The organism is Lyngbya sp. CCAP 1446/10 (genome assembly GCF_026130175.1).
Classification (GTDB): Bacteria; Cyanobacteriota; Cyanobacteriia; order Cyanobacteriales; family Microcoleaceae; genus Microcoleus.
In genome coordinates this window covers 20969-45826 of the sequence record NZ_JAIGNI010000153.1, presented here as the reverse complement: position 1 = coordinate 45826, position 24858 = coordinate 20969, and the positions used below count along the sequence as shown (strand labels likewise).

The 24858-nt window shown below is 46.6% G+C and carries 26 protein-coding genes; 13 read left to right on the top strand and 13 right to left on the bottom strand.

Annotated elements, in window-relative coordinates:
- Window positions 1-6: 6 nt before the first annotated feature.
- The 4 genes from K4039_RS27850 to K4039_RS27835 form a co-directional block, all read right to left on the bottom strand.
- A complete protein-coding gene (locus tag K4039_RS27850) occupies window positions 7-162 on the bottom strand; it encodes a hypothetical protein (RefSeq protein ID WP_265239740.1) in 156 nt (51 codons plus the stop codon).
- A gap of 173 nt (window positions 163-335) precedes the next feature.
- Window positions 336-572: a 2Fe-2S iron-sulfur cluster binding domain-containing protein gene (locus K4039_RS27845; RefSeq protein ID WP_265239739.1), complete on the bottom strand. Its 237-nt coding sequence runs from the start codon at window positions 570-572 to the stop codon at window positions 336-338.
- Window positions 573-777: 205 nt separating this feature from the next.
- The gene (gene cobQ / locus K4039_RS27840) at window positions 778-2247 is read right to left on the bottom strand and encodes a cobyric acid synthase CobQ (RefSeq protein ID WP_265239738.1); all 1470 of its coding nucleotides are present in this window, start codon (window positions 2245-2247) and stop codon (window positions 778-780) included.
- A 315-nt stretch (window positions 2248-2562) separates the two neighbouring features.
- Window positions 2563-4116 (bottom strand): Ycf66 family protein, encoded by a 1554-nt coding sequence (locus K4039_RS27835; RefSeq protein ID WP_265239737.1) that lies wholly within the window; start codon window positions 4114-4116, stop codon window positions 2563-2565.
- A 334-nt stretch (window positions 4117-4450) separates the two neighbouring features.
- Here K4039_RS27835 and K4039_RS27830 point away from each other — a divergent pair, with 334 nt between their 5' ends.
- The gene (locus K4039_RS27830) at window positions 4451-4633 is read left to right on the top strand and encodes a hypothetical protein (protein WP_265239736.1); all 183 of its coding nucleotides are present in this window, start codon (window positions 4451-4453) and stop codon (window positions 4631-4633) included.
- Window positions 4634-4895: 262 nt separating this feature from the next.
- The gene (locus tag K4039_RS27825; protein ID WP_332971268.1) at window positions 4896-5333 is read left to right on the top strand and encodes a DUF6918 family protein; all 438 of its coding nucleotides are present in this window, start codon (window positions 4896-4898) and stop codon (window positions 5331-5333) included.
- A 270-nt stretch (window positions 5334-5603) separates the two neighbouring features.
- Here K4039_RS27825 and K4039_RS27820 read toward each other — a convergent pair whose 3' ends face one another.
- The 3 genes from K4039_RS27820 to K4039_RS27810 form a co-directional block, all read right to left on the bottom strand.
- Window positions 5604-7040 carry a nickel/cobalt transporter gene (locus tag K4039_RS27820; RefSeq protein ID WP_265239734.1) on the bottom strand — a complete coding sequence of 479 codons (1437 nt, stop codon included), beginning with the start codon at window positions 7038-7040 and terminating at the stop codon, window positions 5604-5606.
- Between the two features lie 34 nt (window positions 7041-7074).
- Window positions 7075-8475 carry a hypothetical protein gene (locus K4039_RS27815; RefSeq protein WP_265239733.1) on the bottom strand — a complete coding sequence of 467 codons (1401 nt, stop codon included), beginning with the start codon at window positions 8473-8475 and terminating at the stop codon, window positions 7075-7077.
- Between the two features lie 321 nt (window positions 8476-8796).
- A complete protein-coding gene (locus K4039_RS27810) occupies window positions 8797-10011 on the bottom strand; it encodes a DUF4331 domain-containing protein (RefSeq protein ID WP_265239732.1) in 1215 nt (404 codons plus the stop codon).
- A gap of 395 nt (window positions 10012-10406) precedes the next feature.
- Between K4039_RS27810 and K4039_RS27805 the strand changes: the two genes are divergently transcribed.
- The 4 genes from K4039_RS27805 to K4039_RS27790 all read left to right on the top strand — a co-directional run bounded on the left by K4039_RS27805 (window position 10407) and on the right by K4039_RS27790 (window position 13340).
- Entirely contained in the window at window positions 10407-10973 is a 567-nt protein-coding gene (locus K4039_RS27805; RefSeq protein WP_265239731.1) for a sigma-70 family RNA polymerase sigma factor, read from the top strand.
- Window positions 10974-11115: 142 nt separating this feature from the next.
- Window positions 11116-11727, top strand: coding sequence for a cupin domain-containing protein (locus tag K4039_RS27800; RefSeq protein WP_265239730.1), 612 nt, complete (start codon window positions 11116-11118; stop codon window positions 11725-11727).
- Window positions 11728-11942: 215 nt separating this feature from the next.
- Window positions 11943-12416, top strand: a complete 474-nt coding sequence (locus K4039_RS27795) for a DUF732 domain-containing protein (protein WP_265239729.1) — start codon at window positions 11943-11945, stop codon at window positions 12414-12416.
- A gap of 105 nt (window positions 12417-12521) precedes the next feature.
- Complete coding sequence (locus tag K4039_RS27790; RefSeq protein WP_265239728.1) at window positions 12522-13340, top strand: hypothetical protein; 819 nt, start codon at window positions 12522-12524, stop codon at window positions 13338-13340.
- Between the two features lie 209 nt (window positions 13341-13549).
- On the opposite strand, the gene K4039_RS27785 is transcribed toward K4039_RS27790, so the two are convergent.
- Window positions 13550-14092 carry an acireductone dioxygenase gene (locus tag K4039_RS27785; protein ID WP_265239727.1) on the bottom strand — a complete coding sequence of 181 codons (543 nt, stop codon included), beginning with the start codon at window positions 14090-14092 and terminating at the stop codon, window positions 13550-13552.
- Between the two features lie 235 nt (window positions 14093-14327).
- Entirely contained in the window at window positions 14328-15536 is a 1209-nt protein-coding gene (locus K4039_RS27780; protein WP_265239726.1) for a NupC/NupG family nucleoside CNT transporter, read from the bottom strand.
- Between the two features lie 71 nt (window positions 15537-15607).
- Between K4039_RS27780 and der the strand changes: the two genes are divergently transcribed.
- The 6 genes from der (at window position 15608) to K4039_RS27750 (ending at window position 20570) form a co-directional block, all read left to right on the top strand.
- A complete protein-coding gene (der, locus tag K4039_RS27775) occupies window positions 15608-16969 on the top strand; it encodes a ribosome biogenesis GTPase Der (RefSeq protein ID WP_265239725.1) in 1362 nt (453 codons plus the stop codon).
- A 151-nt stretch (window positions 16970-17120) separates the two neighbouring features.
- Window positions 17121-18116 carry an energy-coupling factor transporter transmembrane protein EcfT gene (locus K4039_RS27770; RefSeq protein ID WP_265239724.1) on the top strand — a complete coding sequence of 332 codons (996 nt, stop codon included), beginning with the start codon at window positions 17121-17123 and terminating at the stop codon, window positions 18114-18116.
- A 167-nt stretch (window positions 18117-18283) separates the two neighbouring features.
- Window positions 18284-18721: a holo-ACP synthase gene (gene acpS / locus K4039_RS27765; protein WP_265239723.1), complete on the top strand. Its 438-nt coding sequence runs from the start codon at window positions 18284-18286 to the stop codon at window positions 18719-18721.
- A 43-nt stretch (window positions 18722-18764) separates the two neighbouring features.
- Window positions 18765-19034: a transcriptional coactivator PipX gene (pipX, locus tag K4039_RS27760; protein WP_265239722.1), complete on the top strand. Its 270-nt coding sequence runs from the start codon at window positions 18765-18767 to the stop codon at window positions 19032-19034.
- A 123-nt stretch (window positions 19035-19157) separates the two neighbouring features.
- Window positions 19158-19823, top strand: coding sequence for a YggS family pyridoxal phosphate-dependent enzyme (locus tag K4039_RS27755; protein WP_265239721.1), 666 nt, complete (start codon window positions 19158-19160; stop codon window positions 19821-19823).
- 114 nt (window positions 19824-19937) lie between these two features.
- A complete protein-coding gene (locus K4039_RS27750; protein ID WP_265239720.1) occupies window positions 19938-20570 on the top strand; it encodes a cell division protein SepF in 633 nt (210 codons plus the stop codon).
- Window positions 20571-20708: 138 nt separating this feature from the next.
- Here the strand turns inward: K4039_RS27750 and K4039_RS27745 are convergent, their stop codons facing one another.
- Window positions 20709-20864, bottom strand: coding sequence for a hypothetical protein (locus K4039_RS27745; RefSeq protein WP_265239719.1), 156 nt, complete (start codon window positions 20862-20864; stop codon window positions 20709-20711).
- On the opposite strand from K4039_RS27745, the gene proC reads away from it, so the two are divergent.
- Window positions 20854-21699 carry a pyrroline-5-carboxylate reductase gene (gene proC / locus K4039_RS27740; RefSeq protein WP_265239718.1) on the top strand — a complete coding sequence of 282 codons (846 nt, stop codon included), beginning with the start codon at window positions 20854-20856 and terminating at the stop codon, window positions 21697-21699. The two genes, K4039_RS27745 and proC, sit on opposite strands and share 11 nt — an antisense overlap.
- Before the next feature lie 407 nt (window positions 21700-22106).
- Here proC and plsY read toward each other — a convergent pair whose 3' ends face one another.
- The 3 genes from plsY to K4039_RS27725 form a co-directional block, all read right to left on the bottom strand.
- Entirely contained in the window at window positions 22107-22787 is a 681-nt protein-coding gene (gene plsY / locus K4039_RS27735) for a glycerol-3-phosphate 1-O-acyltransferase PlsY (protein ID WP_265239757.1), read from the bottom strand.
- 261 nt (window positions 22788-23048) lie between these two features.
- Window positions 23049-24368: a DUF3086 domain-containing protein gene (locus K4039_RS27730; protein ID WP_265239717.1), complete on the bottom strand. Its 1320-nt coding sequence runs from the start codon at window positions 24366-24368 to the stop codon at window positions 23049-23051.
- A 58-nt stretch (window positions 24369-24426) separates the two neighbouring features.
- Window positions 24427-24819, bottom strand: a complete 393-nt coding sequence (locus tag K4039_RS27725) for a DUF3119 family protein (RefSeq protein WP_265239716.1) — start codon at window positions 24817-24819, stop codon at window positions 24427-24429.
- Window positions 24820-24858 lie beyond the last annotated feature (39 nt).

The following is a 24858-nucleotide window of genomic DNA, read 5'->3' as shown; positions in this document are numbered from 1 at the left end:
AGCGTATCAGTCATACCGCTCGATCGCAATACCGCCAAATTTCCCTTCTTCGGCCCAACACTTGACCCCTTCAATATAGCAAAGGTGGCTGGGATATTCTTCTTTAGTATCCGCAAATCTCGCCAGAAAACCTCCACTCATATCGACGTTATAAAACTTCACCTTTCGCCCTTTACTGTCACAGGCTTTGCTACAGCAAGTCGAGCATACTAGACGGGGATATCGCTCCCAATAGGGGGATGGGATGGAACAGATGGGACAGGGCTTAAGTTGTCGATCGCTCATATAACTAATGACTGATGACTGATGACTAATGACTAATGACTAATGACTAATTACCAAGTCGGATCAACATACAGATTAATTGTAACTTGCTTTTTCCCGGAAGGGATGCCGGAAATACAAGCACAAATCGCCTCCCCGCCGTCAATTTCTACTTCGCAAGCGTGACAAGAGCCCATCATACAACCAGTAGGAATAGAAACTCCTGCACGTTTTGCTACATCTAGCAAAAGCTCTCCTGCTTCAGCTTCCACTGTCACATTATCCGGTAAAAAAACAATCTTTGTCATTCAATTTTTACTCCTGATATAATACAATTTTTACCAAGTTTCGCTAGGGAAAAATGTGAGTTTTATTGACACGAATTCTGCAAGTACAGGTGCGTCGCTGTGAGATTGTCGATATGCAAGCTAGGGATTTATCGCAGAGCGACGCACCCTACGAATCTTCCCTCTTCCCTCTTCCTTCTTCCTTCTTCCTTCTTCCTTCTTCCTTCTAACCTAAAATATGCTTGATATCCAAATGCTTTTCCACTGTATCTGCTAGACTCTCTAACAGAGCTTCTCGGTGTTCCCGGTAATTAGGAATACCCGTAGGCAATGCGCGGAGTCCCCGCTGCTGCCGCAAGTGATTCAACCAAGCTCGCCGCCAAGCTCCATTATCAAAAACACCGTGCAGATATGTGCCCCAAACTGACTGAGAAGTGTTGACCATTCCTAAACTTGGATCGTCAAATAGCGGTTGAGTCGAGTCTGACTCTAGCATTTGCGTTCTTCCTTGGTGAATTTCGTAACCGGAAACTGGTAAACCTGGCTGAGGATAGTTAGATGTTACGATCCGCTGGCGGGCAATTTTGTTCGGTGCGATCGCAGTTTTCAAAGGTAATAACCCCAACCCTTTGAACTCTCCCTGTTCTCCCTCAAGGCCTTCTCTATCGCTGATACTTTCTCCCAGCATCTGAAAGCCGCCACAAACTCCCATGACAGTACCGCCAGCTACCAAGTAATTTTGAATAGCTTTTGCCATACCTGTTTGGCGCAGCACCTGCAAATCGGAAATTGTAGTTTTAGAGCCTGGTAAAATCACGGCATCTGGATGGCCTAACTCGTCTTTTGGGCTGACATATTTGACTGTGACGGTAGTTTCCGAATCCAGAGGGTCAAAGTCGGTAAAATTGGAAATTCGGGGCAGGCGGATGACGGAAATATTGATGTCGGTTTGAGAATTGGGAGCACGCCGATCGAGTAAATCGAGCGAATCTTCGGAGGGAAACACTTCATCTATCCAAGGAATTACCCCAACTACGGGGATTCCAGTCCTTTCTTCTAGCCAAGTCAAGCCGGGATCTAAGATCGATTTTTGTCCTCGGAACTTATTGATAATGAACCCTTTAATTAAAGCGCGTTCGTCGGGATCGAGCAATTCCAGAGTGCCGATAATGTGAGCAAAAGCGCCACCGCGATCGATATCAACTACTAGCAAAGTCCGAGCATTCAAATGTTTTGCTACCCGCATATTTGTTAAATCGCGGTGTTTGAGATTAATCTCAGCAGGGCTGCCGGCTCCTTCGCACACAATCATGTCAAAGCCTTCTTCCTTCAGAAATTCTAAAGATTCCCGAATCGCTTGCCAGCCAATATCAAAATACTGCTCGTAATATTGAGATGCTCGCACATTTGCGATCGCCCGACCCTTGACAATCAATTGAGAAGTCATGTCTCCTTGCGGCTTGAGCAAAATCGGATTCATTTCTACCCAAGGTGCGATGCCCGCGGCCCAAGCTTGCACTGCTTGAGCGTAGCCCATCTCTCCGCCGGCGGCTGTGACATAGGAATTTAGTGCCATATTCTGACCTTTAAACGGAGTTACCCGCCAGCCGGATCGAGAAAAGATTCGACACAATGCTGCAACCAGTAAAGATTTTCCTGCGTGAGATGTTGTTCCCACGACCATAATTGCTTTCATAATATTAAGTGAGAAGGAAGAAGGAAGAAGGAAGAAGGAAGAAGGAAGAAGGAAGAAGGAAGAATGTAAAAAACAGAATATAAAAGGCAGAAGGAAGAAGGAAGAAAGAAAGAAAAATGTAAAAGTAAGGATTTACGGGATTACAAAATTCGACCAAAGAGACGGTTTTTTTACTGAGTATGCGAGTGGCAACGAATTATTTCTTTTTGGGAAAACCCGGTTTCTCGCCACCCGCGCCTAAGTCCTAAAAGGAAGACGGAAGAAGGTAGAAGGCAGAATTTTTTAAATTCTGGTTTCTACCTTTTGCTTTTTGCGTCAAGATGACGGCGGATCTTCGCCGGATATATTCTCAGACTTGGATTCAGTGGCTGGTGTGGCAGGTTCGATTAAATCGGGTTGTTGTCCGTCAGAAGAGGGTTTTTCTTCTGTGGATTCGATCGAGATCACTGACACTGAAACCGTTTCTACCTGCACGCTCAACCCTGGTTCTCCCGGTACTTCTATCTCTACAGGCGGTGCTGAAAAGATTTCCACCACAGTCATTTCTAGAGATACAGCAGGGGCTTCGGCTTCCGGTGCGGCAGCATCTTCTGTCGCTTCATCAACCTCAGCCGCAGGTATTTCTTGGGCTAACGGCGTTATCTGAGTCTCAGCGGATGATTCTTCGATCGCACTTTCCCTTATTTTGGCAGAACTCGCGGTTTCTGCCGCTATCAATTCAGCCATTGCTTCAACATCGGTGGGAAACGGCAATCCTTGGCTTGTTTCCACAGCAGTGTTGCTGGTTTCGGCTACCACTTCGGCGGCCGCCTGGGCTAATTCTGATTCGAGAATCTGGTCGATCTCCGGTGCAGGAATTGCCGTTACCTTAGATTCAGGTGCGATCGACTTCTCTGCCACTTTTGCTGTTGTCACCGGAGTATTTGCATCAGGCTTGTTTTTAGTCGCACCTCGTCCCAACATACCACCGAGACTATTTTTGATATTGCCGAACAGACTTCCGAAACCGCCGGATTTTTTAGCTGTTTTGGCAGGAGTTGGGTTAGCCGTTGGGGCTGCGGCTGCTGTCGCCGCTGCGGTTGCTGTCGCCGCTGCGGCTGCCAAACTAGCATCAGACTGGGAATCTTTAGCCATCGACCTCCACATCTCGTCAAAATCATCATCATCTTCAGTCTGCTTTTTAGCTTCTGGCTGAGCCTCTGCTGGCTCCACAGTTGGTGTGGCCGCAATTTCTGAAAATTCTAGAGGTAGGGGTAAAGGAGTGAAGTTGCTGGCTGATTCTACTGGCGCGGGTTTAGTCTCAGCAGCAGGAGTTTCGACGGAAAACACGGGTATTTCTGTAATTGCGGGTGCGCTCTTGTCGGGAATTTTTAAGTCAGGGGCGATCGAACTTTCGGCAATAATTTCCGCGATTGGGGGAGTCGCCGGTGGTTGAGCTACCTTGACCTCGCCCTGATTCGCAGGTGCTGGAACCGCATCAGTTTTCGGTTTGGGCGATCGGACAAACTTAGGTTTTTTGGCTGCGGGTTCAGGTTTCTTACCAAACAAACCTGCTAACGGCCCGCCCATCGCCCCAGCCAAATTCGGAGATTGAGGAATCGGAGTTTGCTGAGCAATTGGTGCTACCAGCCTGCGCAAAGTCAAAGTTTCCCAAGCAAACCAGCCCAGCAGAGCCACCCCCGCCATTTGACCCAGCAGGAGAGCACCAGTAATTCGCCCCGCACAAGCCCATAAAATTAACGCATAAAAAAGTCCTACCCCGCTCCAAGTAAAATCACTTTTCCGGTGAACTTCTGGAAAAAAGAAGGCCGCCATGTAAATACTAAAGCTGCCCAGACCGACCGCCAACGCCAGAATGTATGCAAGCATCTTGTCGGTACCTCCGCTGTGTCAAATAACTTCTACGCGCTAATTCTACCTTTCTGAGACACTCAACGGCTTCTTTCTGAAGGACAATTCTCGATTTGGAAGGAAGAAGGAAGAGGGAAGAGGGAATAAGGAAGAGGGAAGATTTTTCCCACTACCCCACTCCCCCAGTCTCCCCACTCTCCCTCTCACCCCCTCTTGCTCTCACCCCCTCCTCCCTCGTGATATGTGTCACTTAACTACGCTTGTACGATCGCACTTGCCGGAGAAGAAGTTCTGTATGGTGTAGGTGTAAGAGGAATTATGCCGGAAGGCATACGTAATTGGAGGTAGTGCCATGTTAGAAAAACTGTTGTTAGCCGCGGCTTTAACCTTATCGCTTCAAATTTTTGCCGGAGTCAACACTGCCTCGAAATTACCGAAAAATCTCGTATTGCGATCGATCGATGGGCCGACTCAAACCCTGAAACTTCCCCTCGTTGCAGTACCTGCGCCCTTCAAGTCGAACGTCGAATCCTAATCATGCGTGCCAATATATATAGCCTTTCTCAGAAAGATCAGGTACGCGAACGGCATTGGGCAAACAGGGCAAACAGGGCAAACAGGGCATTGGGCATTGGGCATACCTCACCACGCTTGAGAACCGCTATACGTGCAAATGCCACTTATTGTAAGACAGAGCTTGTCTAATATTTTTTTCAAAGTGTTCTTTTTGATATATAATCGCCAGATGAAACTCAAAGCTAATCAGCACATTGACTGTTAAATCAAGGAGAGTAAAAATGGGACTTAGCGATATTCTATTGAATGAAAAAAACAGAGACACTTTTGTTGATGAGTGTGTAGAGTTGATAGAAAAACAAGTTGCTTCAGCGCCGGGATTGGGTGGTTTAGCTCTGAAAGCTGCCTACTCTACTGTCAAAAAGATACGGGCTGACTATTGCGCCCAAGTCGTCGATCAACTTCTGCCCGAAATCTCGATCGCACTCGATCCGATGTGGACTGAAGCCGTAAACAATGGCAACCCAGTCGAATATCTGGCTGCAAGAAAAGCTCAAGTAGCAGACGAATTGCTCCAAATCAGTGACAAAAAAGCCGAAAACAGCACAAGAGCAGTTGTCAAAGGCGCCTATGCAAAACTCCGCCCCTCAGCTAAGACTTACGTGGAAAACGGCATACCGGATTTAGCTGAAATTATTAATAAACATAGTTCGATTTGATCTTGAATTAGTCGGGCTTTCCCACCAATTCTAATCCTTATCCGGGCGGGGACTTCCCGCCAGCTTAGTTAAATCTTGGGATACAAAAGCTCTCAAAAACAGCTTACCAGAAAGAATTGGTTTAAAGCCGGAACTCCTAAAGGCGAGAAATTAAAATCAGACTATTCATTACTCCAATCCTCGGACTTCTAGGTAGAAGTCGCCCTCATCCCTTCGACTGCGCTGAGGGCAAGCTGTCAACTGTCAACTATCAACTGTCAACTGAATAAATTATCCATTGCCAACAATCCATTGATTCGCAGCCAATATTTTCAACATAGCCTCTCCAGTAATACCCAACCCCAACAACATTACAAACATCGCGCTAATTGCAGGTAGAAATTTGACTGCTGTAATCTGTTTTGGCAGTTTATTAAAATTTTGTTTCGCATAAACCAAGATTAATCCGATCGCACTCAGCACCAAAGCCAATCCCAAACTAAAAGCTACCACAAGCGTCATCCCCAAACCAACATTGCCCAAAGCCGACGCACTCAACAGCATCACCAAAGCGGAAGGACAAGGCAACAAACCGCCGGAAATTCCCAACACTAATAAGCTTTTCCAAGTAATCGGAGAACCGTCAGATCCCGGCGGCAAATGCGAGTGAACGCGGCCGTCTCCATGATGGTGATAGTGGTGAGATGTATCTGGTTTGACAGGTTTAAATTCTCTCTCCCAAGTTCCCCTAGTTAAAAGATTTACTGGTTCTTCAGTTTTTTTATAAAATAATTTATTTCTGATTTGTTTTAGAAGTGAATTCGTCACACCGAACCGAATTTTGATTCTTGCTAGTAGGAGTTTTAAGCCAATAATAGCTACTAATAAACCGGAAATTAAACTCAGCCAAGGATCGAGTTTTTCTGGATCGACTAAATTAGAAGCGAAAAGCGTAATTCCGCCGACAGCAAACACGCCCGCAGTGTGAGTTATTGTGGTTGTCGCTGCTAGAAACAAAGCGTGTACTGGAGTCGCCCGCGAACCTACTAAATAAGCACCGACTATGGTTTTCCCATGTCCGGGAGACATTGCGTGCACGCATCCCCACGCAAATGCTCCCGCTACTGCTAGCACCAAACTCCAACCTGAATCCCAGATAGATTCTTTTCCAGCTAACAAAAATTCCCGGTTTTGTGCTGTAAATACAAAGCTTTTTACAGCACCAGCTTGCACAATCGTAGCTTGACAGCTAGCTGTCACCACTCCGGGCAAAAACAGATTGTAGTTAATCCGCAATTTGTTGTCTTTTGAAATTACATTAGATACGGGCCAGGTGTAGTCTAAGATTAAGGTGCTGTGGGTATTTGGCTGCTGGATTAGGCTGGCAGTTTTACCTGATATTTCTAGGGGTTTTACTGTAACCAATCCTTGAATTTTGCTACTGTTGATGATGCTAATTTCTTGACCAAAAAACTTTTCTAGTTCTGTTTGATGATTTCTAACTTCTGCCAGTTGTAACTGTCCATCTCCATTGTCGTCGGCGAATTTTGTTAAGCCGGTTGGAAAGGTTAATGTTATTTCGGTTTGCAAATCGTTGACGATTATTTCGGCTACTGATAAGTCGGACCAGTGGGAGTAAACTGGTCGGGTTGAGGTTGTTAAAAATAGTAAGATTGTGAGCGCAAAAATAATCAGATATTGGCGCGATTTGTGCCATTTTTTGTGCATAAATTTATCCTGCTTAATCTGTCTATAGCTAATCTTAAAATTCATAACTTCCCAAACCTAATGTTTTGCCCGATCGACTATCAAAACTCGGATCGATTTCCTTAGCCTTTTGAAAATAAGCGCGTGATTCGGCATCTTTACCTAAACTCCGCCCGATCGCACCAGCCCGGTAAAACATCCCCGCATCCCGAACACCCGATCGCACTATTTCGGCCATCACCCGATCGGCTTTTTGGAATTCCCCAGCGCTAGAAAGCGCCCAGGCGTAGATATCCAGCGTTACCGCATCCCTGCGAATTTTCACCTCATCCTGCATTAACAGCAGCGCTTCGGCGACATCCTGCGATCGACCTTTTTCCAGCAGCAAACTCGCCAAATCCCTGCGGTGTCCGAAACCACCAGAAACCTGTTCCTGTCGCAGCCCAGCTTCTGCTTTGTCGCGCAATCTCCCGGAGGCGATCGCATCTCCCTGCAACTCCTTCACCCTCGCCATACCACGATCCACCAGGCGATCGAACACCGTCGCAGCCCCACCAGAATAGGCAGAAACCTTGCTGTAATTAGCCTCTGCTTCCCGATAATTTCCCTGGCGCGTCTCCAAATCCCCCAAATAAATCAGCGCCAGCGGGTATCGTGGAACTAACCGCAAAGCTTCCAAAAATAGCGCTTTCGCCTGCACAAACTGCCCACGACGGGCGTAAAATCGACCTAAGAGCGATCGGGCGCGCGCCGATCCGGCAATTTCTCCCGGTTCCTCCGCCGCCATTGCTTGCCGGTAATCCTGCAAAACCTCCGCATCTCGCCCCTGCGACTCTCTCACTAATGCTCTTAATGTGAGAGAACCTAAGTTGGGAATCCGATTAACTAAGGCTTCGGCTGCTATACTTGCCTCACTCACTTTTCCGGTGGCTAAGTGAGATGTGACGGAAAGGGCGATCGCATCTTCATTCTCAAAACCCACCTGTTTAGCAAAGCGCAAAGCCGTAGCAAAATCGTGTCTAGCCTCGGCAATTCGAGCTAAAACTAACAGCGCACCTTTGTTGTCAAAAGGCAAAAGGGCGATCGATCTTTGGGCCGCTTGTTCCGCTAATAAAAACCAACCACCCTCCCCAGTTACGCGAGCCATTTTCAAATAAGAACCCGCCAGTGCCGCCCGATTCAAACCACTCTGGGAATCCACAGCCAATCGCTGCTGATAAAAAGCTATTTCTTGCTGAATTGCTTCCTTTTGATTCGGATTATTTCTCAAAGTAGCCGAGAAATTATAGCGGTAATTAGCATCGAGATTTACCGGACTTTTGTTAGCAAATTTATCTGAAATTTCGCGCAAATTCGGCAGCAAATTAACTGCGACAATTCCCACTATCGGTAGTCCGATTAGGAGCAACCACCAGAAAATATCTGATTTAGGTTTTTGTGATTTATTCGCAGTCATAATATTGTATGGTTCGTCATTTTTTGCTCTAGCACAAAAAAATACGGTTTAATTCGACGGGGCACTTTGCGAACTGTCAACTGTCAACTGTCAACTGTCAACTGTCAACTGAAAAAAGTTTTGCTACGAAACAATTATTAGGTTGGTTTCCTCAATGATTGTGGAAGGTGCGTCGCTCTGAACTTGTTGCTCTTTTTTTCAGAATTATCGATGGCGACACACCCTACAAATAACTGTCAACTGTCAACTGTCAACTGTCAACTGTCAACTGTCAACTGACAACTGTCAACTGTCAACTGTCAACTGTCAACTGACAACTGACTAATTCGGCAAAGCCAAATAAGGAAAATTCGGTTCTAAAGGTTTGTGTCCCTGACCCGGATTCCCCGGAGTTCCGTTATATGAAACATTATCGCCAACCGGAGAACCCACCAAAGCTCCCAGAGTGATATCAATAACGTCGTCCAAAAGCAAACGACCTCCGATCAAACTTCCTTGAGCATTTGCCGCGCTACCGTACCCGCTGGGCCTTGTAGTATCGATCCGCATGACATCGGGTAAGAAAGCTTGGGCGATCGCATTTGGATCGACATTTTGCTGACCGTCCAAAAGATCCACAGCCTTCAAAGTAGCAACAGCTTCCTGGCGCACCGGAGCAGCAGCAGCACTCAAATCCAATCTAGGAGAAATATTATTAAATGCCTCCATAAACGCGGGAGTAACTACCAAACCCTCATTAATTGCAGGTCTCGCCAAACGCTCGAATTGTTTGAATCCACCAACTCCATCCCTGACAGCAACAGTTGACCAAACATCAAAAGTATTCGCCCCAGTTCCTGCTTGCAAAAGTGCTTTCGGAACGCGCACCGCAATTGTATTGACGTTATAACCTTTAGCAAAGTCGATCGCTTTACTCGGTTCCTTGAAACCTACTTTCGCCCCTGTTCCCAAAGCTCCAGCGCGAACTCTAAAAAATTGTTCTACATCAAAGAAAAATGGGTCTTCCCGCAAGCCTGCAAATACAGTTAAGTTAGAACCGTCCACAGGTACTGTATTCAAAACATCATTAGAATTCAGCGGAGTTGTGGCAATTAAACCGCCGTTAACTGTAGTCTTAGTAGTTGTCTCAGAGCCGCCGCGAATCACAGTTATCGCCACTGCTTGCATACCTTGATTGTTAGGCGGACTGAAGGCAAACCGCAAGATAATATCGGCGCGTCCAGTCGGGGTAGAATTTACATCGCCTACCTGGGTGATGTGAAATTGGTAAAGGGCTGTAGTGCTGAAATAATATTGATAACGGGCTACAGAACGGGGATTTGAATTCATTGTCAATACTAAATCCCCGTCCGCAGCACTGGAATTTTGGTCTTTTTCTCGATATACGTACAGGTCGGTTAAATTGACAGTACGACCTTTGATATCGACTTCGCCGTCGTCGTGGTCGGAAGCAGCAATTATTCCGGGAGTTAATACCACAATTAAAGCTACTTCAATTGCTAATATGGTTCGCCGAATTCTTTTTGTGAGATTCACAGTTAGCACCTCTATTTCTAATGAGATTTTTACAAGACTTCTAGATGTAGGGTGCGCCGTCCGCACCTTACCGCTGTATAGGGTGCGCCGTGCGCATCCTATACAGCGCTTTAAATAGCGTGTAAAACTAATTTTTGTGTAAGTCCTAATTGGTATACGAAGGTTTGGGGATTTTGGATCTCTACTGCAAGATTGGGTATTAAAAATTATGCAGAAGTGATAAAATGCAATATCAATCGGGAAAATTACAATTCAAAGCATGACGAAATTAGCCCGCCAAGGCATACTTATGCTTGCATCCCCAATTAACTTAGAATTATGTTCTATAGTGATATACGCCGAATATTTGATTTTGGATCTGCACACTCAAAACAAAATTTTTTAGGTACACTGAAATGACAGGCGAAAAGTCAAGCGATTCATCGCTACTTTTAGTGCAGATTGCCCACAAAGACCAAACGGCATTAGCTAAACTTTACGATCGCTACGGTCGTCCAAGTTACGGGCTCGCTTACAAAATCCTGGGTTCGGTAGAAGAAGCTGAAGAAGTGGTACTCGATGTTTTTTCCCAAATTTGGCAAAAAGCAGCAACTTACGATCCTAGTCGCAGTCGAGCGGATACGTGGTTGTTCATGCTTACCCGCAGTCGTTCCCTCGATCGCCTCCGAGTGTTGCAGCGAACAGTCCGCGCGGCCCAAGCTTGTCTGGAAGATGCGAAAATTCCGTCTTCGAGCCTTGCAGAACCGATGGAAGATGCCATGATCGAAGAACGCAGCGCACAAGTTACAGCGGCGCTAGAAAAACTGCCAGCAGAACAGCGAATTGCGATCGAACTAGCCTATTACCAAGGATTGACTTGCGCGGCAATCGCGACTAAACTCGGTATCCCAACAGGTACAGTTAAAACTAGAATTCGCTTGGGAATTTCTAAATTGCGCCAAAATTTGAGCGAAGAAATTTAGGTTGTTAAAAAACAAAATTTAAATTGTTTAAGATCAATCTAAAATTATGGCATCTCCAATCTTCCATCTTTCTTTAGTGCAATGGCAAAAAGAAATCTAAAATTTACAATCTAAAATCGATCATGCCGGAGAACAGATGGAAATGATGCCAGACGAGGAGTTTAATACCCTTGCAGCCCTTCAAGCTCTCGATATCCTCGATGAGTCAGAACGCCTCGCACTTGCAGAGAAATTGCAAGCATCTCCAGAACTACAAAGTGAATTAGCTGCCTTTGAAACAGCAATTGCTGCGATCGGCTACACAGCCCCTGCCGTTCCCGTCGCCCCCGACCTGAAAAACCGCCTATTTCAGCGCATAGCGGAACTGCCACTAACGGCAGAATCAGTCAATTCAAAGCCAATTGTTACCTCCCCAACAGAGAACAATACTCCATCTGTAATCGTGCGATCGCGCGATGTCAAATGGAGACCTTACTCAGTTCCGGGAATCTCGATCGGCAAGCTTTACATTGACAAAAAAAAGCGCGAGATTACCTGCTTGATGCGACTAGAACCGGGAGTAACTTTTCCCCTGCACCGACACGCTGGCTCGGAAGAAGTGCTTGTATTAGAAGGAGATTTAATTGTAGAAGGGGAAGTTTGCTATCAAGGCGATTATATTCGATCGGTTCCCGGTTCTACACATTATTCGCTCACACAAGGGGGATGTTTGCTATTAATTAAAACTTCCACAGACAATGAAATGCTAGTTTGAAAATGGCAGGCATCTTGCCAGCCCCACAAGAGTTTTTGGAGATGTCTATTGTGGCACGGGCATCTTGCCAGCCCCGTGAATGGCAGGCATCTTGCCAGCCCCGTGAATGGCAGGCATCTTGCCAGCCCCACAAGAGTTTTTGGAGATGTCTATTGTGGCACGGGCCGAAGAGCCCGTTAAGCATCAATTAACAATTACAAATAAAGGATAGTGCCATGCTAAATTACTGGCGTTTAACTGCTCTGATGTCCGCGGTTATTATACAATTTGTCCCGATCGCCAAAAGTGCGATCGCCCAAGAACGCGCAGGCTGTTTTCTGGTAAACTCAGCGGGAGAAGTGATTACCTTAAATGAGTTGTGCGCGCCCCAAGAATCGGGAATTAAGCTGACAGGAGACGATGGGAAATTTATCGAAGACTACAAACGCTTAGCAAAAAGCTACTCTCCAGACGCAACGAACACTTTACTGCAAGGAATTCAAACTAACCCTGGTCAAAAAATTGCCGCAGCGAAAAGGATATGTGCAGAAGCTAAAGCAGGAGTTTCTCTGCCGGAAGTTAAATTAAGGGCGATCGCGCAAGCTCTCAGTATCGAAAATCCCACAGTCAAAGAAAGTTTTCTCGCGGATGCCGATATTATCACAACCCTTGCAGGAAATCATTACTGCCCCGAATTAGCCAGCAAGTAAGATCTTGAAATCTGTAGAGACACGGCAATCCCCTGTCTCTATTTGCAGTTAAAATATTAATAGTCCTCTTGTCGCGGCACGACTCAGGAAATTACTGGGCATGAGATGAAACATTTAAAATCAAGTTCCGCCGATTTGCGGGATTTATTCAAAGACAGTATTACAGTTAAATATCTCGCGGAACCGCTAAAATCTGTCCCGGCGGTTGAAGATGCAGCTAAATTGCGATCGTGGATGGAGGCGCGCGATTTTGACGTGCTGGGGATCGAAGAAAACGGGACGGTTTGTGGCTATGTAGAACGATCGCACTTAAAGACAGGTAAATGCAGCGATTACCAGCAAATCTTCCACCCATCACAGCTAATCGCCGCCGCGACTCCGTTGATGGAATTGCTGCCGCTGCTGCGAGAAAAACCGAGATTATTTGTATTAGAAAGCAACCGCATCAACGGGATTGTCACCTGCGGCGATTTGCAAAAAGCACCGGTACGGATGCTACTGTTTGGGTTGGTGACGCTGCTGGAAATGAATTTATTGCGGATTGTGCGGATCTATTTTCCCCAAGATTCGTGGCAAAAGTTGCTGAAGGGCGATCGCATTGTAGCAGCAAAACACCTGTGGCAATTAGGGCGATCGCGAAATGAGGCAATTGACTTGATCGATTACCTGCAATTCTGCGACAAGCGAGATTTAATCCTGACGAATGCCGAAATAGTCGATCGACTGGGGCTCAAATCCAAACGTTACGGGGAGCGTTTTTTAAAGTCAGCAGAAGCATTAAGAAACAAATTAGCACACGCCCAAGATTTAATCAACGGTTCTTCTTGGCCTGAAGTAATTTCTCTCGCCCAGGAAATAGAATCGCTGTTGCAGCGCTGCGAAGAAATTGAAATTGCCGCACCCGCCGAATTAGACAAAATTTAATCAATTTCGCCTTTATTTCTTAGTCCGCGGAGGCGGACATCGTTTGTGTAGACGCGATTTCAATCGCCGAGTTTTATCTTAATTTCTTAGTCCGTGGAGGCGGACATCGTTTGTGTAGACGCGATTTCAATCGCCGAATTTTATCTTAATTTCTTAGTCCGCGTCGGCGGACATCGTTTGTGTAGACGCGATTTCAATCGCCGACTGATTTAGTTTTTTATCTTGAGTTTCCTATTAGTATACTGAGGAACCCAACCTTGAGCAGTGGTGTAATACTGCACGGCTTTTAAGTACAGCAACGGAGTGAGATAAAACCAATGTTCGGTATTAGCCGGTACTTTAATATATTCTTCAGCTTCCAACATTAATTGTACCTGAGAGCCGTTAGGACACACGAAACCAAAAACACATTCCCCAGCTAAAATATGTAGAACTTCTGCATCTGCGTGGGTGTGAGTGCGATCGCTTTTAGTCATCAGCGAGTAAATCTGCGGCGAACCGGGATGCAACACCTTTAAGTCGCACCACTGACATCCGCTGGCGCGCTTGAAGTATTCAAACTCGGTTTTAAATGCTGCGAGTACCTGCTGTTTTTCTGTTACGCTGAGAATGTCTTGGAGTAGGATTTCTCGAACCGCAGGATTTTTGTTCGTTGACAGGCGATCGATCTGAATATTTAAAACATCCAGTTGGCGAGCGATCGCCCCGATATCCGTATATGTCCTACCGTCTTCTAGTTGCAGAACAGCCATATTACACCACCTATTTATTTGGCTTTGAGGAGAATTTAGTTTCCAGTTTCTATATACCGTTGTTACAGACTAAATTCCTGCCTATTTTCCATAATAGCCGATCGCTAAAATTAGATGTTTTTCGTTATATATTAAACATCTACCAGATTTTAATTATCAAATTTTAACTTTTATTTAATAACCTTGAGAGTAGAAAGTAGGGTGCGTACCGCGCACCTTACAAAACTGAGAACTTTTAAAGCAGCATTCCCGCAATACAAGCAGTCATGAAACAAGCCACAGAACCAGCAATCATCGCCCTCACACCCAACCGAGCCAAATCGCCTTTGCGGGATGGCGCGATCGCACCAATCCCCCCAATTTGAATTCCGATGGAACCAATATTAGAAAAGCCACACAAAGCATAAGTCGCAATAATTGCTGCTCGTTCTGAAATCGCCTGTTGTTTCACCAATTTCATCAAATCTAAATAAGCAATAAATTCATTTAAAATCGTCTTTTTTCCGAGAATAACTCCTATTTTTCCACAATCCGCCCAAGGGATACCCATCAGCCAAGCCACCGGAGCCATCAAATAAGAAAAAATCCATTCCAGCGACAACTGAGGCAAACTAATCAGCCCTCCAAACCAACCCAAAAGTGCATTAAAAAATGCCAATAAACCCAAAAAAGCAATCAGCATCGCCCCCACATTAGCAGCTAACTTCAAGCCGTCGGTAGCACCAGAAGCTGCCGCATCCACCGCATTAGCATAAACCTGATCTACCTTGATCTCCACCTCGCCAGCAGTCAGGGACTTTTCAGTTTCTGGGTACAGCAATTTAGAAATAGCCAAAGCAGCCGGTGCCGACATCACCGACGCAGCAATTAAATGTTGAGCTGACACTCCAAAAGAAATGTAAGCCGCCATTACTCCGCCGGCAATTGTCGCAAAACCCCCCGTCATCACAGCGTGAAGTTCCGAGAGCGTCATTGTCGCCACATAAGGCTTAATTAACAGTGGCGCTTCTGTTTGTCCGACAAAAATATTGGCAGCACAAGAAAGCGTTTCTGCACCGGAAGTTTTCATGGTTTTAATCATGCCCCAAGCGACTGCTTGCACCACCCGCTGCAAAATGCCATAGTGATAAAGTAGGGTGATAAACGAAGAGAAAAAGATAATAGTCGGCAGCACTTTAAAAGCGATAAAGTGGTCGGCAAAATTGTCTCCAAATACGAACTTTGCCCCGGCATCTGAAAAATTGAGAAACTGGGTGACTAAATCTCCCAAAAATTTAAATACCGCCAAACCCGGAGCAGTTTTGAGAATCAAAATTGCAAAAATTAGCTGCAAAGCAATTCCCCACAGTACGGGAGGCCACTTAACCGCGCGCCGATCGACTGAAAAGGCGTAGGACAAACCGACAAAAACAGCTAACCCCAATACAGAAATAAGTCTTTCCATTTCAGTCACATTCCCTTATAATCAAAGATTAAAGCTCAAAATTACGGCGCAGCCTGATTGCTGCTACTTTTATGCCTCTACCTATAGTTGCTATTATTGGACGACCCAATGTAGGCAAATCGACGATCGTCAACCGTTTAGCCAACAGCCAAGACGCGATCGTCCACGACGAACCGGGAATCACGCGCGATCGCACGTACAGACCAGCATACTGGGGCGATCGCGAATATCAAGTCGTAGACACCGGCGGGCTAGTATTCGACGACGAGACCGAATTTCTGCCATTAATCCGCGAACAAGCACTGGCAGCCCTATCAGAAGCCAGCGCAGCCATTTTCGTAGTAGACGGAAAAACCGGACTCACAGGCGGCGACGAATCCATCGCCTCTTGGCTGCGGGTGCAAAAAGTCCCGATCATTCTCGCCGTCAACAAATGCGAATCGGAAAATACAGGACTCACCCAAGCAGCAGACTTTTGGACATTGGGACTAGGAGAACCATACCCCATTTCCGGGATTCACGGTAACGGCACCGGCGAATTGCTAGACCAATTAATGACTTACCTTCCCACAGAAGTAGAGCCAGAAGTAGATGAAATAAAAGTAGCAATAATCGGTCGTCCCAACGTCGGCAAATCGAGCTTGCTTAACTCATTTCTCGGAGAAAACCGCGCCATAGTCAGCCCGATTTCTGGCACAACCCGCGACGCAATTGACACCATAGTAGAACGCAACGGTCAAACCTACCGCCTGATCGACACAGCCGGAATTCGCAAAAAGAAAAACGTCGAATATGGTGCCGAATTTTTCGGAATCAACCGCGCTTTCAAAGCCATCCGCCGCGCCGATGTCATACTGCTAGTCATTGACGCAATTGACGGCGTTACTGATCAAGATCAAAAATTAGCCGATCGCATCAGCCAAGAAGGTCGAGCCTGCATCATCGTCATCAACAAATGGGATGCCATAGAAAAGGACAACGACACGATCTACGAGTACGAAAAAACAGCAAGAACTAAACTGTATTTCCTCGACTGGGCAGAAATGATCTTTGTCAGCGCCATGAGTGGACAGCGAGTTGAAAAAATCATTGAATTAGTAGACAAAGCCTCCGACGAACACAAGCGTCGCGTCGCTACCGCCGTGATTAACGAAGTCATAGAAGAAGCCACAACCTGGCACTCAGCGCCAGTTACCCGCCAAGGAAAACAAGGCAAAATCTATTACGGTACTCAAGTGCGATCGCAACCACCGACAATCGCGCTGTTTGTCAACGATCCCAAACGCTTCACCGAAAACTACCGCCGCTACATGGAAAGCCAATTCCGCAAACACCTCGGCTTTACCGGTACACCAATGCGGCTGCTTTGGAGAGGCAAAAAAGTTCGCGCCAGCGAAGAAAGTACCACCAACAGAGCGCTACGTGTGAAGTAATTCTAGACTCTAGATTAAAGAAAAAACGCAGTTTAATGATTTAAGCAAATTGCGTTTTTTTCTTTTCTCTTCCTTCTTTCTCTTCCTTCTCTTCCTTCACGTTTTTCGCAGTTCAATAAATTGATATTCTTAAAAATCTTAAATCGACAAAATGGATTTATTGCGATCGCTCCCCATTGGACTATACCTAGAACAACCAGTAACCTGGCTGCACCGGCTCGACTCCCGCGTCAAATTAGCCTGGTTGATGACATTTCTGATTGTACCAATACTCGCCAATCCCGTTTGGCGGTTGATGCTAGTAGCGATGTTAATCGTACTGACACTCAGCGCAGCCATTCCCTTCCGCGTGTGGAAACAGCAAATGGGAATGCTTTTGCTATTCTGCCTTTTAGTATTTTGCCTCAGCGCGATCGCCCCCGACGGACTTCCCTCAGAACACCAGCCCCGCATCCCCGCCGACGAATTAACCTTTTCCCAACAGCCCGCAACGCTTCCACCCCCTCAGAAGCCCAAACCCTGGTACAAACCTTTTAACTTAGGCTCAAACTCCCCAACCCAAAATCCCAAATCCCCAATCCCAAATAAACTCCCGCAACCCACAAAATACAGTTACGTTTTATTCAAACAAGGCCCGATAAAAATCACCCGCAAATCCCTAGATTTAGCTATCAACGTCAGCACCCTATTTTTCACAGTAATTTACAGCACCAACCTCTACCTCCTTACCACAGCCAGCGAAGAAATCACCGCAGCTATAGAAAACTTAATGCAGCCGCTGCGTCGTTTAAACTGGCCTGTCACCGAAATCGCACTAACATTAACGTTATCTTTGCGCTTCATTCCCCTAGTATTGGAAGAAATACAAAATTTAGTGCGATCGGTCAGCACCAGAGCGATCAACTGGAAAAAACTCGGATTTCGCCGCGCCGCTCAAGTTTGGTTACTGATTGCCGAGCGGCTGTTAGAAAACTTGCTCCTGCGAGCCGAACAAATGGCTAGCGCTATGACAGTTCGCGGCTTCACCAGTCCCGATCGACACCGTGTAGAATGGCACCAGTTGGATTTCAAAATCCGAGACTGGATCGCCCTCGGCTGCTTACTCGCCCTCTGGAGCGCCCGCTTGGTTTGGGGTTGGGACAGTTGACAGTTGACAGTTGACAGTTGACAGTTGACAGTACGGGAATCAAACCATTTATGCTTGACGGGTATGGGCCACCCATCCAAGCAAAACTAATACCAGTTTCCAACAAGAATGCAGATCGCGATAGTGCTGCTAAAGTAATGGAGACGAATATTTAGAGATTCAAGACTTTGAACATCTATCTTGGGACAGATATCGTATATATTCCCCGCATTCAAGCTGCATTAGACCGGTTTGGCGATCGCTTCCTAGAAAAAGTTTACACGCCCGCCGAACAAAGAGATTGCCGACAACTAAATTCTCAAGACAGCAGCATTAAAGGTAAAATGAACCGAGTTTCCTGCAACCAACTAGCCGGGCGGTGGGCAGCCAAGGAAGCTGTTGTCAAGGCCCTAGGCACGGGATGGCGGGGAATACGGTATGCAGATGTGGAAATTCGGCGCTCCGAAAACGGTGTTCCCAACGTGCAACTGCACGGAACCGCAGCAGCACAAGCCTCTGTTTGGGGAAATTGCCAGTGGCAGTTGAGCCTCAGTCACGATGGAGACTATAGCATGGCTACGGCGATCGCCCTTTGCACCCCGCGATCGAGTGAAACTAAAATCTAAAGTCTAAATCTTTAATCTAATTATCGATCGATTGTGAGTGTGAATGACTACCGAAACCTACCTGAATCATCCAAACTTTGGCCTCCTCTTCAGGATATCCCAGGTTGAAGACAGCCAAGAATTATTTACCACCCTATATGCCCAACGCCTATTTTTCTTAGTAACCAACGGCCCTGGCGGCCTGAGATTTGATCCCATCAGTCGCTCCGACGCTCGCCTGATGGTCGAAATTCGCCTGCGAACCCTCCGTCGCAGCGGTCAATATCAGGAGTACGACCAATTACAGGTTATTCACAAGCGGACATTTCAGTAGCGAAAATCGGCCATTGGTAACTTGGTAATTGGTAATCGGTAATTGGTAATCGGTAATTGGTAATTTGGTAATTGGTATCTGTTTTAATTTTCTTGCCCTCCAGTTCTCAGCGATCCAGAACCTATGACCATTGCCTCTCGAATTAACAGCATTCGCCAAGACTTGCCCGAATCAGTGCGGTTAATTGCCGTTACCAAACAGGTATCGACTGACGCTATCCGCGAAGCATACGAGGCGGGTATCCGAGATTTTGGCGAGAGCAAGATTCAAGAGACTGCCGATAAACAAAGCCAACTGCAAGATTTGCCGGATATCAACTGGCACTTAATCGGCCACTTGCAAGCCAACAAAGCGGCCAAAGCCCTAGAGCTTTTCCAGTGGATTCATTCTGTGGACAACTTAAAACTGGCCCGTCGGCTCGATCGCATAGCGGGCGAACAGTCCTGCTCTCCCCAAGTCTGCCTGCAAGTAAAAATGTTGCCAGATTCCGACAAATACGGGTGGAGCGTCCCAGAACTGCTTGCCGACCTTCCAGAACTCAACGAATGTCAGCATATCAAAATTCAAGGTTTGATGACAATACCTCCGTTGGGATTAGATGACTCGCAAATCCGAGAATTATTTAACAGCACCCGCGAACTTGCTGACAAAATCCAGCAGCAAAATTTGCCCCGCATTCAAATGCAGCAGCTCTCGATGGGGATGTCGGGAGATTATCATTTGGCAATTCAAGCAGGTGCTACTATGATACGGCTAGGAACAAGCTTGTTTGGCTCTAGGAGGAGATAAATTGTTGAAATCTTCTGATCAGCACAACTTGGGTTAAAAATAGAGTAGTTAGCGACCCGCGGCTAACCCGCAACGCGAGTATAGTCGGGGCAGCACAGTCGTGAAGGAGCTTAAATGGTGAACATTTTTTCTAAGCTACGAGATTTTGTAGGCTTCAACAATGAGCCTGAATACGATTACGAGTACGACGAAGCGGAAGGAGAACGCTTTCAGAACGTCTACCAACAGCCTGAACCGAACGCCGCCGCTGCTGCTGTCGCCGCAGCAGAAGAAGAACGTCGCCAAAATCGCAGAATGCGGGAGCGGTCAGTAGTAGGATCGACAGGTACGGATGTTGTTGCACCAACCGGGGGAGTAGGGTCAGTAATGAATAACGTGATTGGAATGCCTGGAGCTATGAACGGGATTTCGGAAGTAGTAGTGATGGAGCCGCGCACTTTTGAAGAGATGCCGGCAGCAATTCGAGCTCTTAAAGAACGCAAATCTGTGGTTTTGAACCTGACGGTGATGGATCCAGACCAAGCGCAAAGAGCTGTGGACTTTGTGGCGGGCGGTACTTACGCCCTTGACGGTCATCAAGAGCGCATTGGCGAAAGCATCTTCTTGTTTACGCCTAGCTGCGTGCAGGTGAGAACTCAGTCTGGTGTGGTTCACGAAGTGCCTCCAGCCCAAGGACGCCCGCGCCCTGCTGCGGCTGCTCCTGCACCGACAGTCTGGCCGGCAGAACAAGCTCAAATGGTTCAGTAAGAATGAAGGAAGAAGGAAGAGGGAAGAAGGAACAAGGAAGGAAGCAAGAAAAATATCGTAAAAGATGAGATTGTCTGTTGGTTTATAGTTTTAAACTTGCCGAAATCAGATGATCGCATTCTGGATATTTTTCGATTATTACAATTTTTTTTCCTCTTTCCTTTTTCCTTCTTTCTTTTTCCCTCTTTTTTTATTCTTCCTTTTTCTCTCTTTATTCTTCCTTTTTCCCTCTTCTTTCTTCCCTCTTCCTTCTTCCTTCTTCCCTCTTCCTTCTTCCTTCAGAATGACTAACATAAAATTTGGTACGATCGGCGGCGGAGTAATGGGAGAGGCTCTCTTATCCCGCCTCATAGCACAAAAAGTTTATTTGCCCTCAGAAATATTGGTGAGCGATCCGCAACCCCAACGGCGGGAATTTTTGACGGAAACCTACGGAATCGGAACAACAGCCAGCAATCTTGAAGTTGCTACCGCTACAGAAGTGCTGTTTTTGGCGATTAAACCGCAAATTTTTGAGAAGGTAGCTTTGGAGTTGGCCGTGGCGGCCGATCGCAAACAAGGAAATAATGGAGAAACGGCTAATTCCCAGCCCGAAGCGGTGGTAGTGTCGATTTTGGCAGGAGTCCCGCTCAGCAAGCTCGAACCGGCGTTTCCGGGGCGAGTAGTGCTGCGTGTGATGCCAAATACTCCGGCAACGGTAGGCGCGGGAATGAGCGCGATCGCCCCAGGGAAACTCGTGCAACCGGCTGATTTAGAATTAGTCAAGCGCATCTTTCAGGCGGTGGGAGAAGTGGTGGAAGTGCCTGAAAGTATGCTGGATGCGGTGACTGGCCTTTCCGGTTCCGGGCCAGGTTATGTAGCGATTTTGATCGAAGCCTTGACAGATGGCGGAGTTTGTGCAGGTTTGCCACGGGCGATCGCCTCTCAATTAGCCCTGCAAACTGTATTCGGTACAGCGAAGCTATTGCAAGAAACGGGAATGCACCCAGCAGAATTAAAAGATCGAGTTACAAGTCCCGGCGGCACAACGATTGCCGGAATTGCTACATTAGAGAGTAACGGCTTTCGGTCGGCTTTGATCGAAGCAGTCAAAGCAGCTTGTTTGCGTTCTCAAGAATTAGGTAAATAACCACAGAGAATTTAAAGACCTACAATAAAAAAATAAGAGTTGAGTTCAAGGGAGGACGATCGCCAATGCCAGAAAAGTTAGAAGAAAGAAAGGGTTGCCCTCTTAGAAGCTGAAGTTGCTCGCCTCAAAGACAAAGTAGAAAATAACTCGTTTTCTCAACCTTAGTGGGAACGAATTGCTGGAAAATTTGCTGACAATCCGCCTTACAATGAAGCGATGCAATTGGCTATAGAATACCGTGACTTTCTGCGCTCAAATTCTACCCAGCAATCCGCAGATTAAATCTATAGCGGTTCTCAAAAAGGTGAGGTACGACTGGGCATAGGGCATAGGGCATAGGGCATAGGGCATAGGGCATACCTCATCTTTCTGAGAACCGCTATAGATTATTGATACTAATCGTCCGATCAATCGCTAGCTGCTGTTTCCAATTTCTGTCCAATTTTCGGCTCAGTACCGTTCAAAAGCCGCTGAATATTGCTGCGATGCCGCACAATCACAAACACGCCGCCCGCAATTCCAAACAATACATAAGCCAGCGGCTGATGTAAAGCAAACATCAATCCAGCAACGCTAATTGCTCCGATAATCGAGCTTAAAGAAACAATGCGCGATACCGCAAAAACTATGCCAAAAATTCCGAAAGTTCCCAAACCAACTGGCCAGTACAAACCCAGCAAAACTCCCAAACTCGTCGCCACAGATTTACCGCCAGTAAAGCCCAGCCAGATAGATTTGCTGTGTCCCAAAACTGCAAACAAACCTGCCAAAGTTGCCATCCACGGGATGATAGTTGCAGTATTTTCTAAACCGGCGGCGATCGCTAGTTGGCTGGTAAACTCTAGAGAGTAGATGTAGCGGATTAGAGCGATCGCACTTACGCCCTTCAACACGTCAACCAGCAACACCGCCAACCCCGGCCACTTCCCCAAAGTCCTGAGTACATTAGTCGCACCAGTCGAACCCGAACCTACTTCGCGAATATCAATCCCCAGCATCAATTTACCCAAGGTGTACCCAGTCGGAATCGAACCCAGCAAGTAAGCTGCGATTAACAATGCGCCATTTAAAATCAACCACAAACCCATAATAAATTCCCTCATTCATTACTTTTGAGAACTCAAGTCTTCGCTACAAATTTAACGATAATTCTTTAACCTGCTGGGAGGTGACATCTTCCTAAATTAAATTTAGTTCTTGGATTACAAGAAATTAAAACTAATTTATGAAGATGTCTTCCTTCTTCCTTCTTCCTTCTTCCTTCTTCCTGATGACTAATGACTAATGACTACTGACTACTGACTACTGACTTCTTCCTTCTTCCTTCTTCCTTCTTCCTTCTTCCTTCTTTAAAAATCCTTAGCAGCCATCAAACTTTGCGGATCGGGAGCAAAGGCTAGCCACAGCGGAAATTGCAGCATTGACAAACTAATTAAATCCTCAGTTTCATCAATCACAATTAACGGCAATTTTCCATCTCTCACCAGTCGATCGGCTTTTTGAGCCAAAGCCTCCGCAGACTCAAACATAATAATGCCACCTTCCGGGCCAAAATCGGTGCGAGTAATCCCCAAACAGTCCTGCAAACCCCGGCGCCACTCTCCCAAACGTTCGGGACTGTTCGCGAGCACCAATGTCCGCACCCGTCCGCCGTAGACGCTTCTGAGTACAGAAATAATGGTCGAACTAATCAAGATATTTTGCAACCGCGAACCCATAGTCCGCAAAGCGCCCCTTCCTCCTTGGGTGAAAAACCAGTTAGAAACTCGTTCCGCGTGGATGGGTTCAAAGGTGCGGCGGAGTTGCCAAGGCGGGCCGTAATAGTCGGGGAGAGTGCGATATTGGTCTAGGGTGCGGCGAATTTGTTTGGCTTGTTCTTGAAATCCTTGTTCAGCAAATCTGGGATTTACCGGGGAAGAGGATGGAGAATTATCAACAGAGATTTGTTTGGTAGTTTCTTGCACCGGTGGCGTCAAATCTAAGAGTTCGGCGGTAGCTGCTAAATCCTGCAAACTGCCGACTAGATAGTCTTTGAAACCTTGGACTCGGATTGCTAAATCTTGGGAAACTCCGGCAAAAGTTGTCCGCATTTCCTTTTGAATTCGATCGCGCCTTCTTTCGAGTTTTTCGACTTCGATTTGCAGTGTTTGTTTGCGACTATCTAGTTGAATCAAGCCGTCTTGTACCAAACGCCCGATCGATGCTTGAGCCTCGCCCAACGCTTCTTGGGCCTTGGCTTTGTCGGCTTCCAAGGCGGCAATTCTGGCAGTCAAATCTTGTTCTTGCTGCTGCAATGCTTGAACTCGTTGGGCCAAATTGTCGGTGACATTTTCTGGTACGGGCGTTACCGTTTCTGCGGTTGTTGCTGGCTGGGATTCTGTTTCGGGCTCGATTGGCTCGATCGCACTTTCAGATTCTCTATCCTCTGTCTTTGGCTCTATTTGGGCGATCGCGCCCGCTTCGTCCACCACAGGGGTAATGTGGGGATTTTCCTCGTCCCAGGGGTCTCTTTCGGGCAGAATTTGGGATGTGAGATCGTTTTGGGCGATCGACAATTTCCGTATTTGAAATGGCAATTGGTCGTCCATCTGATTCACGGGTAAAGTTGGTTCGCCGTCAGCGGCTGGTTGTGATTCGGGCTTTTGGGTGGGAAATTCGTCTGAATTCATGAGAAATTTGGTTCGGCGTGGGGCACGGAAAGTTAAAAATTAAAAATTAACAACTTGTTTAGTCTTGACGGGGACAGCGTTGTTCTAAGCACGTCTGTAGCATTTTACGATCGAACAGAACCGGCAGAAAGTGAATGCTGTTAATTTCTTTGAAGTAAAACAAAATCGGCACAGCGGGCCAAAATATCCGCCAATTTTGCCATTGTCGGAAAGGAAATTGGCGGATCAACTTGGACGATCGATAAATGTCCAAATCCGTTGGAGTAAACTGTAGCCGGATCGTGGCGGCTTGGTACATCAGAAACAAGCCGAACAGCGCCAGGGGTAAACTCACCCACTTCTGCACAAACAGCAGCGGTACAGCAGTCAGTACCAGAACTAGGGGAATCGCATAACTAGGGGCGAGTTCGATCGTATCTGTGGGCGCAGTCCCAGAGGTAGTTGTCGTCACGGGTTTAAATCAGGGGTAGATAAAGGAATATTGCCAATT